General features: G+C 71.4%; 11 protein-coding genes. 5 read left to right on the top strand and 6 right to left on the bottom strand.

The annotated features are described in order from the left end of the window. Positions 1 to 479: 479 nt before the first annotated feature. Positions 480 to 1,397, bottom strand: a complete 918-nt coding sequence (locus AB5J87_RS00960) for a methyltransferase domain-containing protein (protein ID WP_369372783.1) — start codon at positions 1,395 to 1,397, stop codon at positions 480 to 482. A gap of 447 nt (positions 1,398 to 1,844) precedes the next feature. Between AB5J87_RS00960 and AB5J87_RS00955 the strand changes: the two genes are divergently transcribed. Beyond that, entirely contained in the window at positions 1,845 to 2,312 is a 468-nt protein-coding gene (locus AB5J87_RS00955; protein WP_369372781.1) for a hypothetical protein, read from the top strand. 123 nt (positions 2,313 to 2,435) lie between these two features. Here the strand turns inward: AB5J87_RS00955 and AB5J87_RS00950 are convergent, their stop codons facing one another. The 3 genes from AB5J87_RS00950 to AB5J87_RS00940 all read right to left on the bottom strand — a co-directional run bounded on the left by AB5J87_RS00950 (position 2,436) and on the right by AB5J87_RS00940 (position 6,865). Further along, entirely contained in the window at positions 2,436 to 4,259 is a 1,824-nt protein-coding gene (locus tag AB5J87_RS00950) for a DUF6528 family protein (protein WP_369372779.1), read from the bottom strand. A gap of 186 nt (positions 4,260 to 4,445) precedes the next feature. Next, positions 4,446 to 5,780 carry an endonuclease domain-containing protein gene (locus tag AB5J87_RS00945; protein WP_369372777.1) on the bottom strand — a complete coding sequence of 445 codons (1,335 nt, stop codon included), beginning with the start codon at positions 5,778 to 5,780 and terminating at the stop codon, positions 4,446 to 4,448. A gap of 116 nt (positions 5,781 to 5,896) precedes the next feature. After that, entirely contained in the window at positions 5,897 to 6,865 is a 969-nt protein-coding gene (locus AB5J87_RS00940) for a helix-turn-helix domain-containing protein (protein ID WP_369372775.1), read from the bottom strand. Positions 6,866 to 7,684: 819 nt separating this feature from the next. Between AB5J87_RS00940 and AB5J87_RS00935 the strand changes: the two genes are divergently transcribed. Further along, on the top strand, positions 7,685 to 8,509 hold the full coding sequence (locus AB5J87_RS00935; RefSeq protein ID WP_369372773.1) for a trypsin-like serine protease: 825 nt from the start codon (positions 7,685 to 7,687) through the stop codon (positions 8,507 to 8,509). Positions 8,510 to 8,604: 95 nt separating this feature from the next. Here the strand turns inward: AB5J87_RS00935 and AB5J87_RS00930 are convergent, their stop codons facing one another. Together AB5J87_RS00930 and AB5J87_RS00925 are read right to left on the bottom strand one after the other, a co-directional pair. Further along, a complete protein-coding gene (locus AB5J87_RS00930; protein ID WP_369372771.1) occupies positions 8,605 to 9,870 on the bottom strand; it encodes an MFS transporter in 1,266 nt (421 codons plus the stop codon). Then, on the bottom strand, positions 9,870 to 10,589 hold the full coding sequence (locus tag AB5J87_RS00925) for a class I SAM-dependent methyltransferase (protein WP_369372769.1): 720 nt from the start codon (positions 10,587 to 10,589) through the stop codon (positions 9,870 to 9,872). Before AB5J87_RS00925 ends, AB5J87_RS00930 begins: the two co-directional genes overlap by 1 nt. A gap of 256 nt (positions 10,590 to 10,845) precedes the next feature. Between AB5J87_RS00925 and AB5J87_RS00920 the strand changes: the two genes are divergently transcribed. The 3 genes from AB5J87_RS00920 to AB5J87_RS00910 all read left to right on the top strand — a co-directional run bounded on the left by AB5J87_RS00920 (position 10,846) and on the right by AB5J87_RS00910 (position 13,305). After that, a complete protein-coding gene (locus tag AB5J87_RS00920; protein WP_369372767.1) occupies positions 10,846 to 11,361 on the top strand; it encodes a hypothetical protein in 516 nt (171 codons plus the stop codon). A gap of 160 nt (positions 11,362 to 11,521) precedes the next feature. Continuing rightward, positions 11,522 to 12,307, top strand: coding sequence for a squalene/phytoene synthase family protein (locus AB5J87_RS00915; protein ID WP_369372765.1), 786 nt, complete (start codon positions 11,522 to 11,524; stop codon positions 12,305 to 12,307). Continuing rightward, on the top strand, positions 12,304 to 13,305 hold the full coding sequence (locus tag AB5J87_RS00910; protein ID WP_369372763.1) for a hypothetical protein: 1,002 nt from the start codon (positions 12,304 to 12,306) through the stop codon (positions 13,303 to 13,305). The genes AB5J87_RS00915 and AB5J87_RS00910 overlap by 4 nt, the downstream gene beginning before the upstream one ends. The last annotated feature ends 8 nt before the right edge of the window (positions 13,306 to 13,313 follow it).

Genomic DNA, 13,313 nt, shown 5'->3' with positions numbered 1-13,313 from the left:
AACGTGCGTTGGGAGAGCGCGGCGGCCCCGCCTGTGGCGGCTCGCGGCCCGGCCGAGCTCAATCCCACGGTGCGGGCGGTACGCGTTTGTCCGGCAGGCCGTACGGAGTCCGGCGCAGGCCGCACGTGTGGTGGACGGCGGACAAAGAGGGTTGTCCGCAGGACATCTTCACCGGGGGCGATCGCTGCCGCCGGACCCGACTGGCATCTCGAACCCGTTCAAGTGAACGCGTTCAAAAACAAGGGATGGTCATGAAGGCCAGGCAGATCGACGAAACCGGCATCCACGCACTGCGAGGGACTCTCACCGTGAGCGCGGTGCTGGCCGCAGTGCCGGTAGTGCTCTTCGGCCCGTGGTCCCCCTTCAGCTACCTGTACGTCATGACCGGGGCGTCCGTGGCGGCACCGCTTCCATGCCTCCGGCGCCCGCATCACTTCACCCGCGCCTGCACGATCGTCGGGACGAGCGGACAGCGGCGCTCATGGGGTCGGGCGGTCGTCATCAAGCGCGACGGTCTGCCCCCGTGCGTCCGCCGTGATCGTGTACCGCGCCCACTGCTCGGGATCGGTGTCGGCGGGCCAGCCGTATGACTGGCCGGCCTCGGGGACGCGTTGACCGCGTAGGCGCATGTACTCGACGGTGGCCACGGGCCGTCCCGTTACGCGGCCGTCGCCGACGGCGGTGAGCCGGACGGTGAGGTCGCAGCCGAACGGGCTCGCCAGCGGCACGACCAGGGTGCCGCCGGGGGCGAGCTGGGCGATCCAGGCGGGCGGGATGCGGCGGACGGAGGCGGTGGCGATGATCCGCTGGTACGGCCCGCCTTCGGAGTGACCGGCCTCCCCGTCCCCGGCGATCACGCGCACGCCCGCGCCTGCACGGTCCAGGCGTCGGCGGGCCGCTTCGGCGAGGTCGGCGGAGATCTCGATGCTGGTCACGGTGCCGGGACCGGTACGACGGGCGAGCAGTGCCGCGCTGTACCCCGTCCCCGTCCCGATCTCCAGTACGCGCTCACCCGGCTGCGGTGCCAGTACCCGCAGCGCCTCGACGGTCACGGTGATGCTGGAGATGCTGGAGGTGAACGCCCCAACCGCCGGTCCCGTAGCGGCGGTGGCGCCGTCGTCGAGCTGGGTGATGAGCGGGGTGCGCAGCAGGTACACCGACTTCAGCCAAGCCCGTGGCGCAAGGGCCCGGTCGATCAGCGGACAGGCCCCGTCCTCCAGGTGCGGCCACCACACCCGGTCGGGCACGAAATCCTCCCGCCGCACGGCCAGGAACGCCTCACGCAGCCATCCGAAGCCCGCAGCGTCCCGGCGGACGCCGAGGTAGTCCCGCGGATGCCCGGCCATCTCGCGCGCGCACCGCTCGCGCAGCGCCTTCGCGTCGGGCCCGGTGGTCATGAAGGACCGTCCCGGGTCAGTCGTCGTCCTCGACGGGGCGGGGTTCTTCCGGCGGCAGCGGATTGCCGGGATCACCAGGGCTGGAGTAGGGGCCGCCGACCTCGCCGTCCCCGGTCTGCCGATCCTGACCGCTCATCGAGCCTCCCTGATCCGTGAGTTCGCGGGCTCTGCCGCGTCCACGGTAGTGGCCGGCCCGCCAGGCGGGGGAGTCGATTCCCGTCCGCGGACAACTCACCTTGTCCGACGCCTTGACCCGTCTGACCTGGGCGGATGGTTCAGGGGCGCGCGGACAACGCCGCCTGCCGGAAGTGTCGGGGCCGTGGGCCGGGCCGGGGAACCTTCCGGCGGTCCGCGAACAGACAAGCCCGGCTCGCCCGATGGCCGGTGCACGCCCGTAATCATGCCCGCGACGCCTTCGGGGGCATGGCTGTGAATGGAGGAGACCCCGTGTTCCAACGTATTCTCGCCACGTCGGCCGCTCTCGGTGCCGCCCTGGTGGGCACTCTGTCCCTGGCCCCCTCGGCCTCGGCCCAGGAGTCCGGGTTCGCCTGCCGCTCCGACAACACGCCGAACCACTCATGGGCGAACTGGGGAGGCGCCAACGTGGACTCCTGCATCGCCCGCAACGGCTCCCAGATCATCGCGGGGATCGGGATCAACAACGCGTTCCCGTCCGATCCCTGTGCCCAGCTCGTGGACGCGGACACCGGAAAGCGGCTGTACGACTTCGGGTGCGTCGACTGGCGGACCGGGAGCTGGGTCCCGGGCTTCTCCGGGAACCACTACTTCAACTACTCCTCGATCGACCTCCCCAAGACCGGTCGCCAGGTGGTCGTACAGGTCGGCTTCTGGGCGAACTTCGGCTCCGGGAACCAGTACTACATGAACGTGCAGAGCCCGCGGATCATCTTCTGACCCCCACGCCCCCGCAACGGCAGGGCTCCGGTCGCCACCGGCGCCACTGACGTGCGGCACACAGCGATGCGCCGGCCCCACGCTGATGCACGGGGCCGGCGCGTCTCGGCCGTACGGAGGCGGCTACTGGTAGCCGGGTACCATCCAGCGGGCCCGGTAGTGCTGGCTCTGGTCCCACCAGCGCGTCACCTTCGTGTCACCGCCGGTGGTGACGAAGCGCAGCCACGACGTGGTGTAGGACGGTGTGGTGTTCGACCCCTCGCAGCCGTCCGCGCAGGTCGTCAGGCGCTGACCCGAGACGGGGTCGTTGCCGACGCTCTTCACCAGGGGCTGCACGTTGAGTTCCTTCTCGGCCTGGTAGTCCGTGCACCAGCAGCTCGTCATGTCACCGCTCATCTGGTCGGCCAGGGGCCAGCGCTCCGAGCCCTTGTAGCAGCCGGGGCGGCCCGACTTGGAGAACTGGACGATGCCCGCGTTCGCCGCCACCCACAGGCGGTCGGGGTCGCCGTACACGGGTTCCAGATCGTGTCCCCAGGCCGGAGCGGGCTTGCCCTGGGAGATCTGCCGGGGCAGCGCGAACGACTCGGCGTCACCGAGCGTGCCCGTCGCCAGGTCGTACGGATAGCGGACCAGCGCGTGGCCACCGACTGCCCACAAGGACTTCGACGACGGGTCGTACAGGACCTCGTGTGCGGCCTCCAACGGCTTGCTGGACAGCGGCTTCGCGGGGCCCGGGGCCGGGCTCGTGGGGTCGCCGGTGGACCGCGCGTACACCGCGACGGTGCCGGTCCTGCTCAACGCGACGGCCACGTTCCCGCCGGGCAGCAGCTCGGCGCCGTGCACGTTGGACACGTCGGCGTCACCGACGTTGTACGCCCACTTGTAGCCGGACAGCGACGGATAGGGGATGACTCCGACGAAGCCGCTGTTGCCGTCCGCGACCACCATGACGGCCTCTCCCGCGGCCTGGCCGTAGTCTCCGGCGGGGCGCAGCCGGTGGTCCGTGCCGCCGCCCCAGCCGCGCGTAGGAAAGAGCTTCCCGGCCGGGTCGGCAACCGAGTGGTAGGCGTCGGGGACCCAGCGCTGATACGGCCCGTCGCCGACCTTGCCCGAGCGGAAGAACTCGATCGCCGGGACGTCGGCGGGGTAGCCGCCGTTGGCCACCGGCTTGCTGTTGCCCGCGCTCACGACCGGCGAGGTGGCGTCGAACTCGACCTCCAGCGTGGGCGCGTTGTACGCGGTGTCGCAGGCGTACACCGATGCGCTCGGGTTCATCGAGCAGAAGCGCTTGTACGCCTTGCTGTCCAGTTCGCCCGCCGACAGCTGGAAGCCGTGGTTGGGCAGCGCGTCGGTGGTCTTGGTCCAGGCTCGCACGGTCGCGGTGACGTCGATGCGCTTGATGCCGTTGGAGGACGCCGGGTCGAACGGCCGCGTCTCGTCCGGGCAACCCGTGTTGCCCACGCCGAAGTTGGCGGACGCCTGGTAGCCGGGGACGACGGCGGGCCGGTTGGCCCAGGTGACCGTCTTCTCGTTCCAGGCGGCGGCGACCGGCTCGGCGTACATCCACCAACCGGCGCAGGAACCGGTGGAGGAGTTGTGGAGCCGCAGTGCGGCGCTCTTGATGGTGGCGCCCTTGAGGCGCGCGACGTCGAACTGGACGAGGCTGCGGTACCGGGTCGTCCCGTTGTCGGGCGACCCGATGTGCAGGACGCTGCCGGTGGAGTGGTCGCGGGCGTCCGTGTTGCTGACGTACGTGTCCTGGACCCGCTTGATGATGTTGCGCGGCCCGCTCTGCACGAGGGGCGAGACGGCCGGCGTGACGGTGTGGTCGGCGGGTGTTGCGGAGCCCTCGTCGAGGGTCGCCCCCGCGCCCGTGCCGGGCGGTGTGGCGACCGCGGGCACCGCACCGAGGAGCGTGGCTGCCAGGACGACCGCTCCGCCGGACATGAGGCGGCGTATACCCCGCCGCCGCACCAAATCTCGTCTCACTTCTCACCTTTCAACCGCTTTTGTTCCCACTTCGGGATCGAGGCAACGTTATCCGGGGCGCGCGACACACTGCCGGTGACCACGATTCCGAGCTGACGGCGTTGGGAGGGGGCGGCATGGGGAGGGCGGTATCCCCCTGCGCTCTCAGAACAGCGACAGGCCGTCGCCGCTGGTGTCCGCGATGACGGGCCGGGGCTCCGCGGGGAGCCCGTCCAGGCGGTCGGGACCGGCCGCGGCGGCCACGGCGGGGGCCGCATCCGCCAGCCAGACGCGGAACTGCTCGGCGGCCTCGCGGTAGGGGACTTCCGCCAGTATCCGGTGCTCGCCGGAGGGGCAGAAGTCGACGGAGACGGTCAGCAGGCAGGAGCGGGGCGCGTTCTGACTGCCCGTCCAGGACACGCGCAGGACACCGCAGGGCCTGCGCCCGCCGGAGGCGCGGTGGGTCGGGCGCAGCGGTCGGCAGGCCGTGTGGGCAGTCCACGCGGCGAGGTGCGGCAACGGGAGTACGGTACGGGCGCGGCAGCCGGGACAGCGGTGCCAGTGGCGGAGCCAGTCGTCGGCGTGGGTGTCGAACAGGCGCCGGTAGCGGTCGGCCACGCGGATGTCGTCGCTGTACAGGTGGTCGGGGCGTTCTTGTGTATTGCAGGACTGGCAGACGGGGGCGCGGACGTAGCCGTGTTCGTGACAGTGGTCGAGGACGGCGGCGGGCGCGCTGCGGCAGACGGCGCACGCCCATCCGGCCACCTCGCGGGCGATGCCGGGCTTCCGGCTGAGTGTGGCGTATGTCTGGCCCTCCAACTCCGCTCGATACGGGCGGAGTTGGGTGGTGCGGACCTCGGAGTCCGTCGTCCGGGTGTCGGAGGCCGGGGCCTGCCGGGGGCGGGAGGGAGCCTCCGGCTCAGAGGTGGCCGTGCTTGCCGGACGGGGCCGCGCGGCCCGCACCCACCGCGCCTCGGCGTGCTCGGCCGCGTCCAGCAGCCTGACCGCGGCGCGCGGCAGCCACCAAGTCTGCCGCGTACCCTCGTGGGTCCGCTTGACGAGGAGTTGCCGCCAGTCGATCCCCGCGAGGTGGTCCGGCGAGCCCGCCGCGCGCTCGCGGCCACCCGGCTTCTGCAAGTGCCCGGTGACGCGTCGACGCCAGTGCAGCGGCGCGTCCTCGGCAACCTCCTGCCTCGGCGCCCCACGGAAGGGGCCGATGCGGACCAGGTCCTCGCGGTCCACCACCAACGCGTTCAGTACCGCGGCTGCCCGGCGCACTTCGGCCTCCACCACGCTGCACGGGCCACCGTCGGCCGCCACCGTGGTCACCACCTGGCTGCCGAGCAGGATGTACCCGGCCCCCGCACGGGCCGGAGGGCGGGTGAACGCGCCGGAAGCCGTCGGCACCGCGCTGCCGGACGTCAGATCGACCCACAGGACGTCCGCGGCAGCCAGGGTGATCAGGCCGTCGGGGTGACCGGGTATGGCACGTTGCGACATGCCGACAGGCTATCGAGGGCGACTTGGCTCGTGCGCGGCCCCGGAGCGAGCTGAAGATCCGAGGCCGCCGCTGATGGCGGGCCCTGCGCTGCACAGGAGCCCGTACCATCGCGCGATCAGGAGGTGAGGGCCCGCGCCCGGTGTTCGGCGGGCGTGACCCCGTAAACCTCGCGGAAGGCGCGCGCGAAGGAGGTGGGATTGGTGAATCCCCAGCGGGCCGCGATCGTCTGCACGGTCTGCCTGCTCGACTTCGGGCACGCGAGGTCGGAGTGGCACCGCTCAAGGCGCCGCCGGCGGATGGAGGCTGCCACGCTGACCGACTCGTCGCGGAAGAGGAGGTAGAGCGTGCGCAGCGAGATGTGATGGTGGTCGGCTATCGCCTGCGGTGTGAGCTCCGGGTCGTGGAGGTTGCTCTCGATGAAGCGCCGGACGCGTTGCAGCATCACCTGTGCGCGGGCCTCGGCCGGCGCCTCTTCCGGGGTGCCCAGGTGCTGGGCGACGCAGGCGGTGGCCAGGTCGAGCGCGATGGAGCCCATGCGGGACAGTTCGTCGGGGCGGCAGCCGGCCGCGTGCTCGACCAACGTCCCCATGAACGCGGCCAGGACGGCCGCCGTGCCCGTGCTCGCGGGGAGGCGGCGGGCGAGGAGCTGGTCCGTCCTGTCCGGGTGGAGCGGCAGTTCGGACCGGGGTATCTGGAGCATGGTCACGCTGGCCGGTCTGCCGTCGCAGCCGGAGTCGTTGACCATCGGGCGCGAGGTGTCCGTCAGGACGAGGTCGCCCGAGACCAGTGATTCGTTGCGGAGCTGAGCCGTGCGGATGTAACCGCCCGTGATCAGTGCGAGCTGGTACTGCTCGGGGTCGCCCTGCCGCACATGGATGGACTTGCGGTGTGCCGACACCGGCGAGTACGTGTAGGTCGAGACCTGTACGGAACCCAGCTCGATGTTCGCGATCGCGGCACGGAAGTCGTCTGTGCGCTTCGAGTTGATCGTCAGTGGCATCAGGCCGGTCGAGACCGTGTCGCAGAACCAGCTGAACCGGTCCGCCGACGGTACGGCGCTTGTCGACGCACTTACTTCCCCCACAGCACTTCCTCGCTCACAGTGCCGCTGCCTGGCTGGCTGTGCCGGTGGCGCGGCGAGACCGCTCATGGCGACCATTTTATGATCGCTCATTCCTCGGGCGGCCCTCGGTCGGCCTCGGCCGCCCACGCGGGGGCGGCGGCTGCCGATGAGCAGTGCAGCGCGCGTGCGCGGCCGTCGGCGCGGGCCGGTGAGCAAGCGGTGTGGGGGATGTGACTCAGTGGCCCGTCGTCAACGCGGCGGCTCCAGCCGGCGATGCCTGCCACTGGCGTCGTGGCCCGGCCCGAGGGGATCGGCCGAGGGAACCGCCCGACGGGATCAGGAGCGCCAGATCCCCGAGTTCTGGCCAACGAGTACGGGGAGGGCGCCGTTCCGCGGTGTGGTCACGGCGTTGTGGGACGTGTCGTTGTCGAAGTTGCTTGGTGCTGGCCGGAGTTGGCCGCCGTCGCGGTGTTGTTCTGTGTGTATGGGTACTGTCCTGCTCCGTCCTGAGTGCTGCTGATCATTCCGATTCCTTGACGTGTCGACTGGCTGGGTGACGCGCAGCTTTCCCTCCTTCCTCCCTGGAAGGAGCCCAGTGCCCATTGGCTTCGCTGAACTGCGGTTTTCCGTCAGTGGTGAAGGTAGACCGCGAGAAGTGGATCGTCTGCGCGTGCCGTGCGAGGACCCTGTGCAATGCGTGCAAGGTGCGTACGGGGGTATTCCCCACCCCGCACGGGCCCGCTGGCCGGTCTTCGGACAGGCGGGCATACCGGATGGATCAGTTCCCCTTCATCGCGGAGGCTGAGGACGTCACGACATGATCGTCCGATCGGAGAACCAGTGTTCAGTTTGAAGTCCTCGCGTCGCACGGTGGCACGTACCGCCGCGGTGGCCCTGGTCGGGGCGGCGTGTGCCGCGATGATGACGGGCAGCGCCGACGCCATCGTCAACGGCAAGGATTCCACGCGGAGTTACCCCTTCATGGTCTCGGTCCCGGTGACGGGGGTGGACGACCCCACCTTCAAGGGCGTCTGCGGGGGATCGTTGATCGACTCGAAGTGGGTGCTCACGGCAGCCCATTGCGTGGACCCGAGTCTGGTCACGCTGGATGGCACGGTCCGGATCGGCAGTGAGTGGAAGGACTCCGGGGGCACGGTCCGGTCCGTCGCCAAGACGGTCACCCACCCGGGGTACAAGAACGGCGAAGGCGGCGGCCCCAACCGTAACGACGTCGCTCTGATCCGGCTGAACCGTCCGGTCGCCGAGAAGCCCGTCCGCATCGCCGACGCGCCGGGGCGGCCCGGCACCCCGACCCGGCTCCTGGGCTTCGGCACCACGGTCGACGTGCCCGACACCAGCGGATGGGTCTTCCCCGACCGGCTCCAGGAACTGGACACGCGCAGGGGCGCGGTCTCCGAGTGCGCGCCGGGATACGCGGACAGCACCCGTCTGTGCACGATCAGCCAGGTGCCCAGGGCGATGGCGTGCAACGGCGACTCGGGCGGCCCCCAGATCCAGCGGGACCGCAAGGGCCGCTGGGAACTCATCGGCGTCACCTCGGGCCCCGGCGCCCCGGGCGTACGCTGCAGCGAAGGCCCCGGGCTCTACTCCAGCGCGCCCGCCTACGCCGACTGGATCCACAGGGCGATCGTCCGCAACGGTTGATCCGGGACGCCCGGACGGTGTCGGCGCGTTCACGAGGCGGTACGCGCCGGCGCCGTGGCGCGGGGCATCACCGTACTCTGCGAGCCTCAACGGCCTCACGGCGGAACGGGCGCGGCCCCCGAGCCGACGGCGTGCGTCGCGTACCGGGAGCTACGGGAGCCTCGCCCGGCGATCGCAGCCGCCCCCGCTGTGCTGAGCCCCGCTGCCAGGAACGACCAGGTGGTGCCGTACGGCCGGTCGACCACCGGTCCGGTGAGCGCGGTGCCGAGGGCGCACACGACGACCGTGACACTGGACGCCCAGACGTAAGCCTCGCTGATCACATCGGCCGGGGCGATGTCGGCGACGAGCGCGTTCAAGGTGATGAGTACGGGACCCGTGAGGAGTCCGCACAGCATCGAGCCCACGGCGAGCGCCACGAGCCCGGGGGCCGCGGACAGGGCCGCGAGGCAGAGGGCGAGCAGGACCATGAGGCGGCCCGGGCGGCGAAGACGCCGTCCGGGCCGGCGGTCGGCGCCGAAGACGAGACCGCTGGCCAGACTGCTGGTGGCCCACAGCGCCAGCAGCAGCCCGGCCGCACTGGTGCTGTGTGCCCCGGTGTGCCGGAGGGCCGCCGCCGGGAGCGCGACATCGCTGATGCCGAAGGACAGCGACACCAGGGCCGTGCACCACAGGACCGTGGCGAAGCCGGACAGCCGGAGCGGACCCAACCTTCTTGTCTGGGAGGTGGGTTGGCGGGACGGGCCGGGCATGGCCGCGGTGTTGCGGGCGAGTGCGCAGGTACCGGCCACGCAGCACAGGCATCCGAGGACCAGGGCCGCGGTCGCGTCGGCCACGGCCAGGGCCGTCGCCACGAGCAGGGGGCCGAGGACGAAGACGGCCTCCGCGCACACGGTCTCCGCGGCCAGGGCGTACGGCCGCAGCGCCGCACGCCCCGACCGGGTGTCGGTGCGCAGGTACCAGGCCGCGCGCACCACGCCGGTCACGGGCGGAGCGGCGGCGCCGGCGGCCAGGAGCAGTACCAGGAGCACCGGGCGGGGCGCGCCGTACGCGATCGCGGTGAGCAGCGAGAGCAGGGCGGGCAGGTGGACCGCGCACGCCGCGTACAGGACCGGGGCGGGACGGCGTCGGTCGCACAGTCGGCCCAGCGGTGGACCGGCCGCGGCTCCGGCCAGGGCGTAGACGGCGCAGGCCGTGGCACCGAAGGTGTAGTGCCCGGTGTGCTCCTTGAAGAGGAACAGCAGGGCCAGCGGGTTCATGGCCGGGGCCAGACGTGCGATCAGTCCCGCGCTCAGGAGCCCGGGCCCGCCCGGCACCGTCCGCAGGGCCGCGTACGGGCGCAGGACCGCCCGGGCGGTCATCAGCGACGGTGGACGTCGGCGAGGATCAGCTGCGTGCTCGGCGCGCCGTCCGCGTCGTTGCGGCGCGTGTAGGAGAAGTCCTCGACCGCCAGGCCGCAGGAGCGGAGGAAGGCGCGGAACTCCTCGCTCGCCCACTCGCGCACGTGCGTGACATTGTCCGGCGGTCCGTGGAACTCCGCCTGGTCCGGCAGGACTTTGCGCTCACGGGCAGGAGTGGAGAACACGGCCTTGACGGCACCGTCGAGCAGGAGCCCACGGATGGCCGCGGCGGCGATGTCCGGCCGCACCAGGTGTTCGAGCACGTCGGAGCAGACGATGACGGAGCCGCTGACGGCCTCCACGTCGGTGACGGGCCGCACGTCCTTCTCCAGGTCGGCCTCCACCCACTGTCCGAACTCCCAGTGTTCCCGGCACCATTGGATGTTGGCCCCGTAGTCGACGCCGACGTAGTGCCACTCGGGGTACCGGCGGGCGAGCGCGGCCAGTTTCTCCGCACGGCCGCAGCCGATGTCGATGATGGTGTCGCAGCCGTGTGTGCGCGCTATGGAGGCGGCGTACGGATAGACATCGGGCTGCCACACGATGCCGTCCTCGTCCTCGTCGACGAAGTAGTCGGGTGGAACGCGCTGCACATATCCGGCCGGAAGACAGAACGTGCCCGGCTCGGCGCCGGGTAACGGTGAGTCGGTGTGCGGGAGCTGCGCGGGGATGTCGCTCATTTCCGTCCCTCCTGACATACCGCGGGGTGTGAAGGCAGGGCGTGCGCGTACGGGCTGGGGGCCCGTGGGCCGAGCGGGCGGATGCGGACGTCCGCCCGCGACAACCGCCCGAGGCTCGCACGGCGGGGCGAACCTCGGCAAGAGGGACGGTCGGCCACGCGGTGGTGCCGTCTGCCCGTGCGCGGTCTCTGGTTCGGCCCGGGGCGCCGCGGGAAAATGGCGGGTTGGGTGTCGATCGATCGGGGGATCCATGGAGATGGCCAGTCAGATCCTGCCACTCGCCGGTGTCGCCGTCGGTGCCGCCATGTCGTTTCTGGTGACGAGTCTGAACGAGCGGGCGAAGTGGCGGCGTGAGCAATCCGTGCGCTGGGACGGGCAGCGCCTGACGGCCTATGCCGAATACGCGCACGCCGTCAAGGATCTCGCCTACCAGTACCGGCGTATCGCGGTCGCACGCGGGCTCACCGCCGGTCCGCACCCGCTGGAGCCCACGGCGGTGGTACTGGACAGGCTGGCTGAAGCGGAAGTCCACCGCACCGCCCTGTCCGAGGCACTGCTCCTCCTGGCGGACCGGCACACCATCGCCGCGATGAAGCGGATGAACCAGGGCCTGTGGCTCCTGGAAGCACTGGCCCGGGCGACTCCCGGCCAGGACTTCGGCGGGGACTGGGACCAGGCATATGCCGACTATCGCACCGCGCGGCAGGAGTACATCGAGCAGGCCCGGCAGAACCTGGGCGTCAGGGGGTCGGTGCGGCCACTGCCGGGGTGACGGGAGCCATGGGCCGGTCGGCCCGTGGAGCGGCTGATGGCGCGATGGGGGCGCGCGGATGCATCGGTGCGCGGTTCGTGCGCGGGTGCGCCCGGCCGGGCCGGGCGCGAGGCTGGTCCGGGCGGTCGGCCGTGAACACGAAGGTGGCCTGGAGGCGCGGATGGTTGCGCTGGCTGAAGCACACCGAGTGGTACGGGAGTACAGCACCACCTGGTACGAACCCGTGGTCAGCATGCCCGCGCGGCTCAACGAGGCGGTGTCGTGCGCCTATCTGCTGATGCGGGGGATCGACGAGATCGAGGACCACCCGGGGCTCGCGGGGGCCGACAAGGCGGTGCTGCTGCGCGGGATCGGCCGGACGCTGCAACGGCGCTTCGCCCGCGATGACCTGGCCGCGCTGTTCGCGGGGCGCGAGGCGGTGCTGCCGCAGGTGACGTTGCGCCTGGGCGAATGGGCGGGCCTGGCCCCGCCCGAGATCGGGCCCCGGGTGTGGGAGACGTTCGCCACGATGTCCGAGCGGATGGCCGGCTGGGCCGAGTGCGGCTTCACCGTGCACGACGAACCGGATCTCGACCGGTACACGTATGCGGTGGCGGGGACTCTGGCGCTGCTGCTGTCGGACCTGTGGGCGTGGTACGACGGCACGCCCAGCAGCCGGACCCTGGGGGTGGCTTACGGGCGGGCGCTGCAGAGCGTCAACATCCTCGTCGACCGGGCGGTGGACACCGGGCGGGGTGTGGACTTCTGGCCGGACGGCTGGCGCGAGCCGGACATGGTCCGCTACGCCCGGCAGGAACTCGTCCTGGCCGACGCCTATGTGGCCGGGCTGCCCGACGGCCCCGCCCGCACCTTCTGCGCGGAACCGCTGGCCCGCGCCCACCGGGCCCTCCGGTCGTGGACACCGGCACCGCGCGGCTCCGCTCCCGACGACGGGGGCGGCCGGTGACCTGGTGGCAGGGCCAACCCGCCCCACCGGCCCCACCACCAGCGGACGACATCGACGCCGCTCGGCTGGTGGTGCCCCCGATCTCGTTTCCCGTGCCGGCCCGCCTGCATCCGGACGCGAACGAGCTGGAGGAGCGCACCCTCGCCTGGCTGCGCGACTTCGGTGTCATCGGCAGCGACGCCGAGGAGGCGTATCTGCGCCACTCCAAACTCGGCCGTACCTATGCCTGGATGATCCCCGAGGGCGAGACGGAACGGGTGCTGACCGCCACCCGGTTCTGCATCTGGGCCACCGTGCAGGACGACCGCTACACCGAGGAGCTGGGGCTCGGTGGCCGGACCACCGCCCTCGCCGCCCACCTGCTGGCCTGCGAGAGCATCGCGGAGAACCCGCACGCCCCGGTGAGCGGACGCCCCATCGAGCTGGCGTACCGGGACCTGTTCGCACGTATCGAGCAGATCGCCACCCCGCAACAGGTACTGCGCATCCGCAAGGGGATGCTGCACTACAGCGTGGGAGCGGCGGCCGACGCGGCCTACGCCGCCGCGGGGGTCGTTCCGCCCGTGGCCGAGTACCGGCGCATCCGGCATCTGATCGCCCATCTGCACCACCACTTCGTCCTGACCGAGGTGGCACAGGGCTTCGAGATGCCCACCGCGCTGCTGCTCGATCACGAGGTCCGCGACCTGACCGACCTGGCCGTCCAGATCATCGGGCTCACCAACGACGTCCTGGGGTGCCCCCGTGACGTCCGCCGCCGCCACATCGCCAACCTGCCCATGGTGCTCGCCCACCACGGCGGCTGCTCGGTCCAGGAGGGCATCGATCTCACCGCGGCCGAAGTGGTCCGGCACACCGACGACTTCGTCCGACTGGCCTCCCTCCTGCGGCAGCGGCGCGTCCCCGTCCTCGGCCGGTACGTTCGCGGACTGGAGGAACAGATCGCCGGGCACCTGGCCTGGCTGCACGAGACGGGGCGATACGAGATCGGGCTGTGAGCGGGACG

Origin of the sequence: Streptomyces sp. cg36 (assembly GCF_041080675.1) — a bacterium.
In the GTDB taxonomy this organism is placed as follows: domain Bacteria; phylum Actinomycetota; class Actinomycetes; order Streptomycetales; family Streptomycetaceae; genus Streptomyces.
The sequence above is the reverse complement of the archived record's forward strand: the minus strand, read 5'-3'. Positions and strand labels throughout refer to the sequence as shown.

Coding starts and splice junctions, on each gene's coding strand:
- AB5J87_RS00945 (WP_369372777.1), bottom strand. CDS start 5,780: ATGTCGCAACGTGCCATACCCGGTCACCCCGACGGCCTGATCACCCTG.
- AB5J87_RS00925 (WP_369372769.1), bottom strand. CDS start 10,589: ATGAGCGACATCCCCGCGCAGCTCCCGCACACCGACTCACCGTTACCC.
- AB5J87_RS00960 (WP_369372783.1), bottom strand. CDS start 1,397: ATGACCACCGGGCCCGACGCGAAGGCGCTGCGCGAGCGGTGCGCGCGC.
- AB5J87_RS00950 (WP_369372779.1), bottom strand. CDS start 4,259: ATGTCCGGCGGAGCGGTCGTCCTGGCAGCCACGCTCCTCGGTGCGGTG.
- AB5J87_RS00930 (WP_369372771.1), bottom strand. CDS start 9,870: ATGACCGCCCGGGCGGTCCTGCGCCCGTACGCGGCCCTGCGGACGGTG.
- AB5J87_RS00920 (WP_369372767.1), top strand. CDS start 10,846: ATGGCCAGTCAGATCCTGCCACTCGCCGGTGTCGCCGTCGGTGCCGCC.
- AB5J87_RS00915 (WP_369372765.1), top strand. CDS start 11,522: ATGGTTGCGCTGGCTGAAGCACACCGAGTGGTACGGGAGTACAGCACC.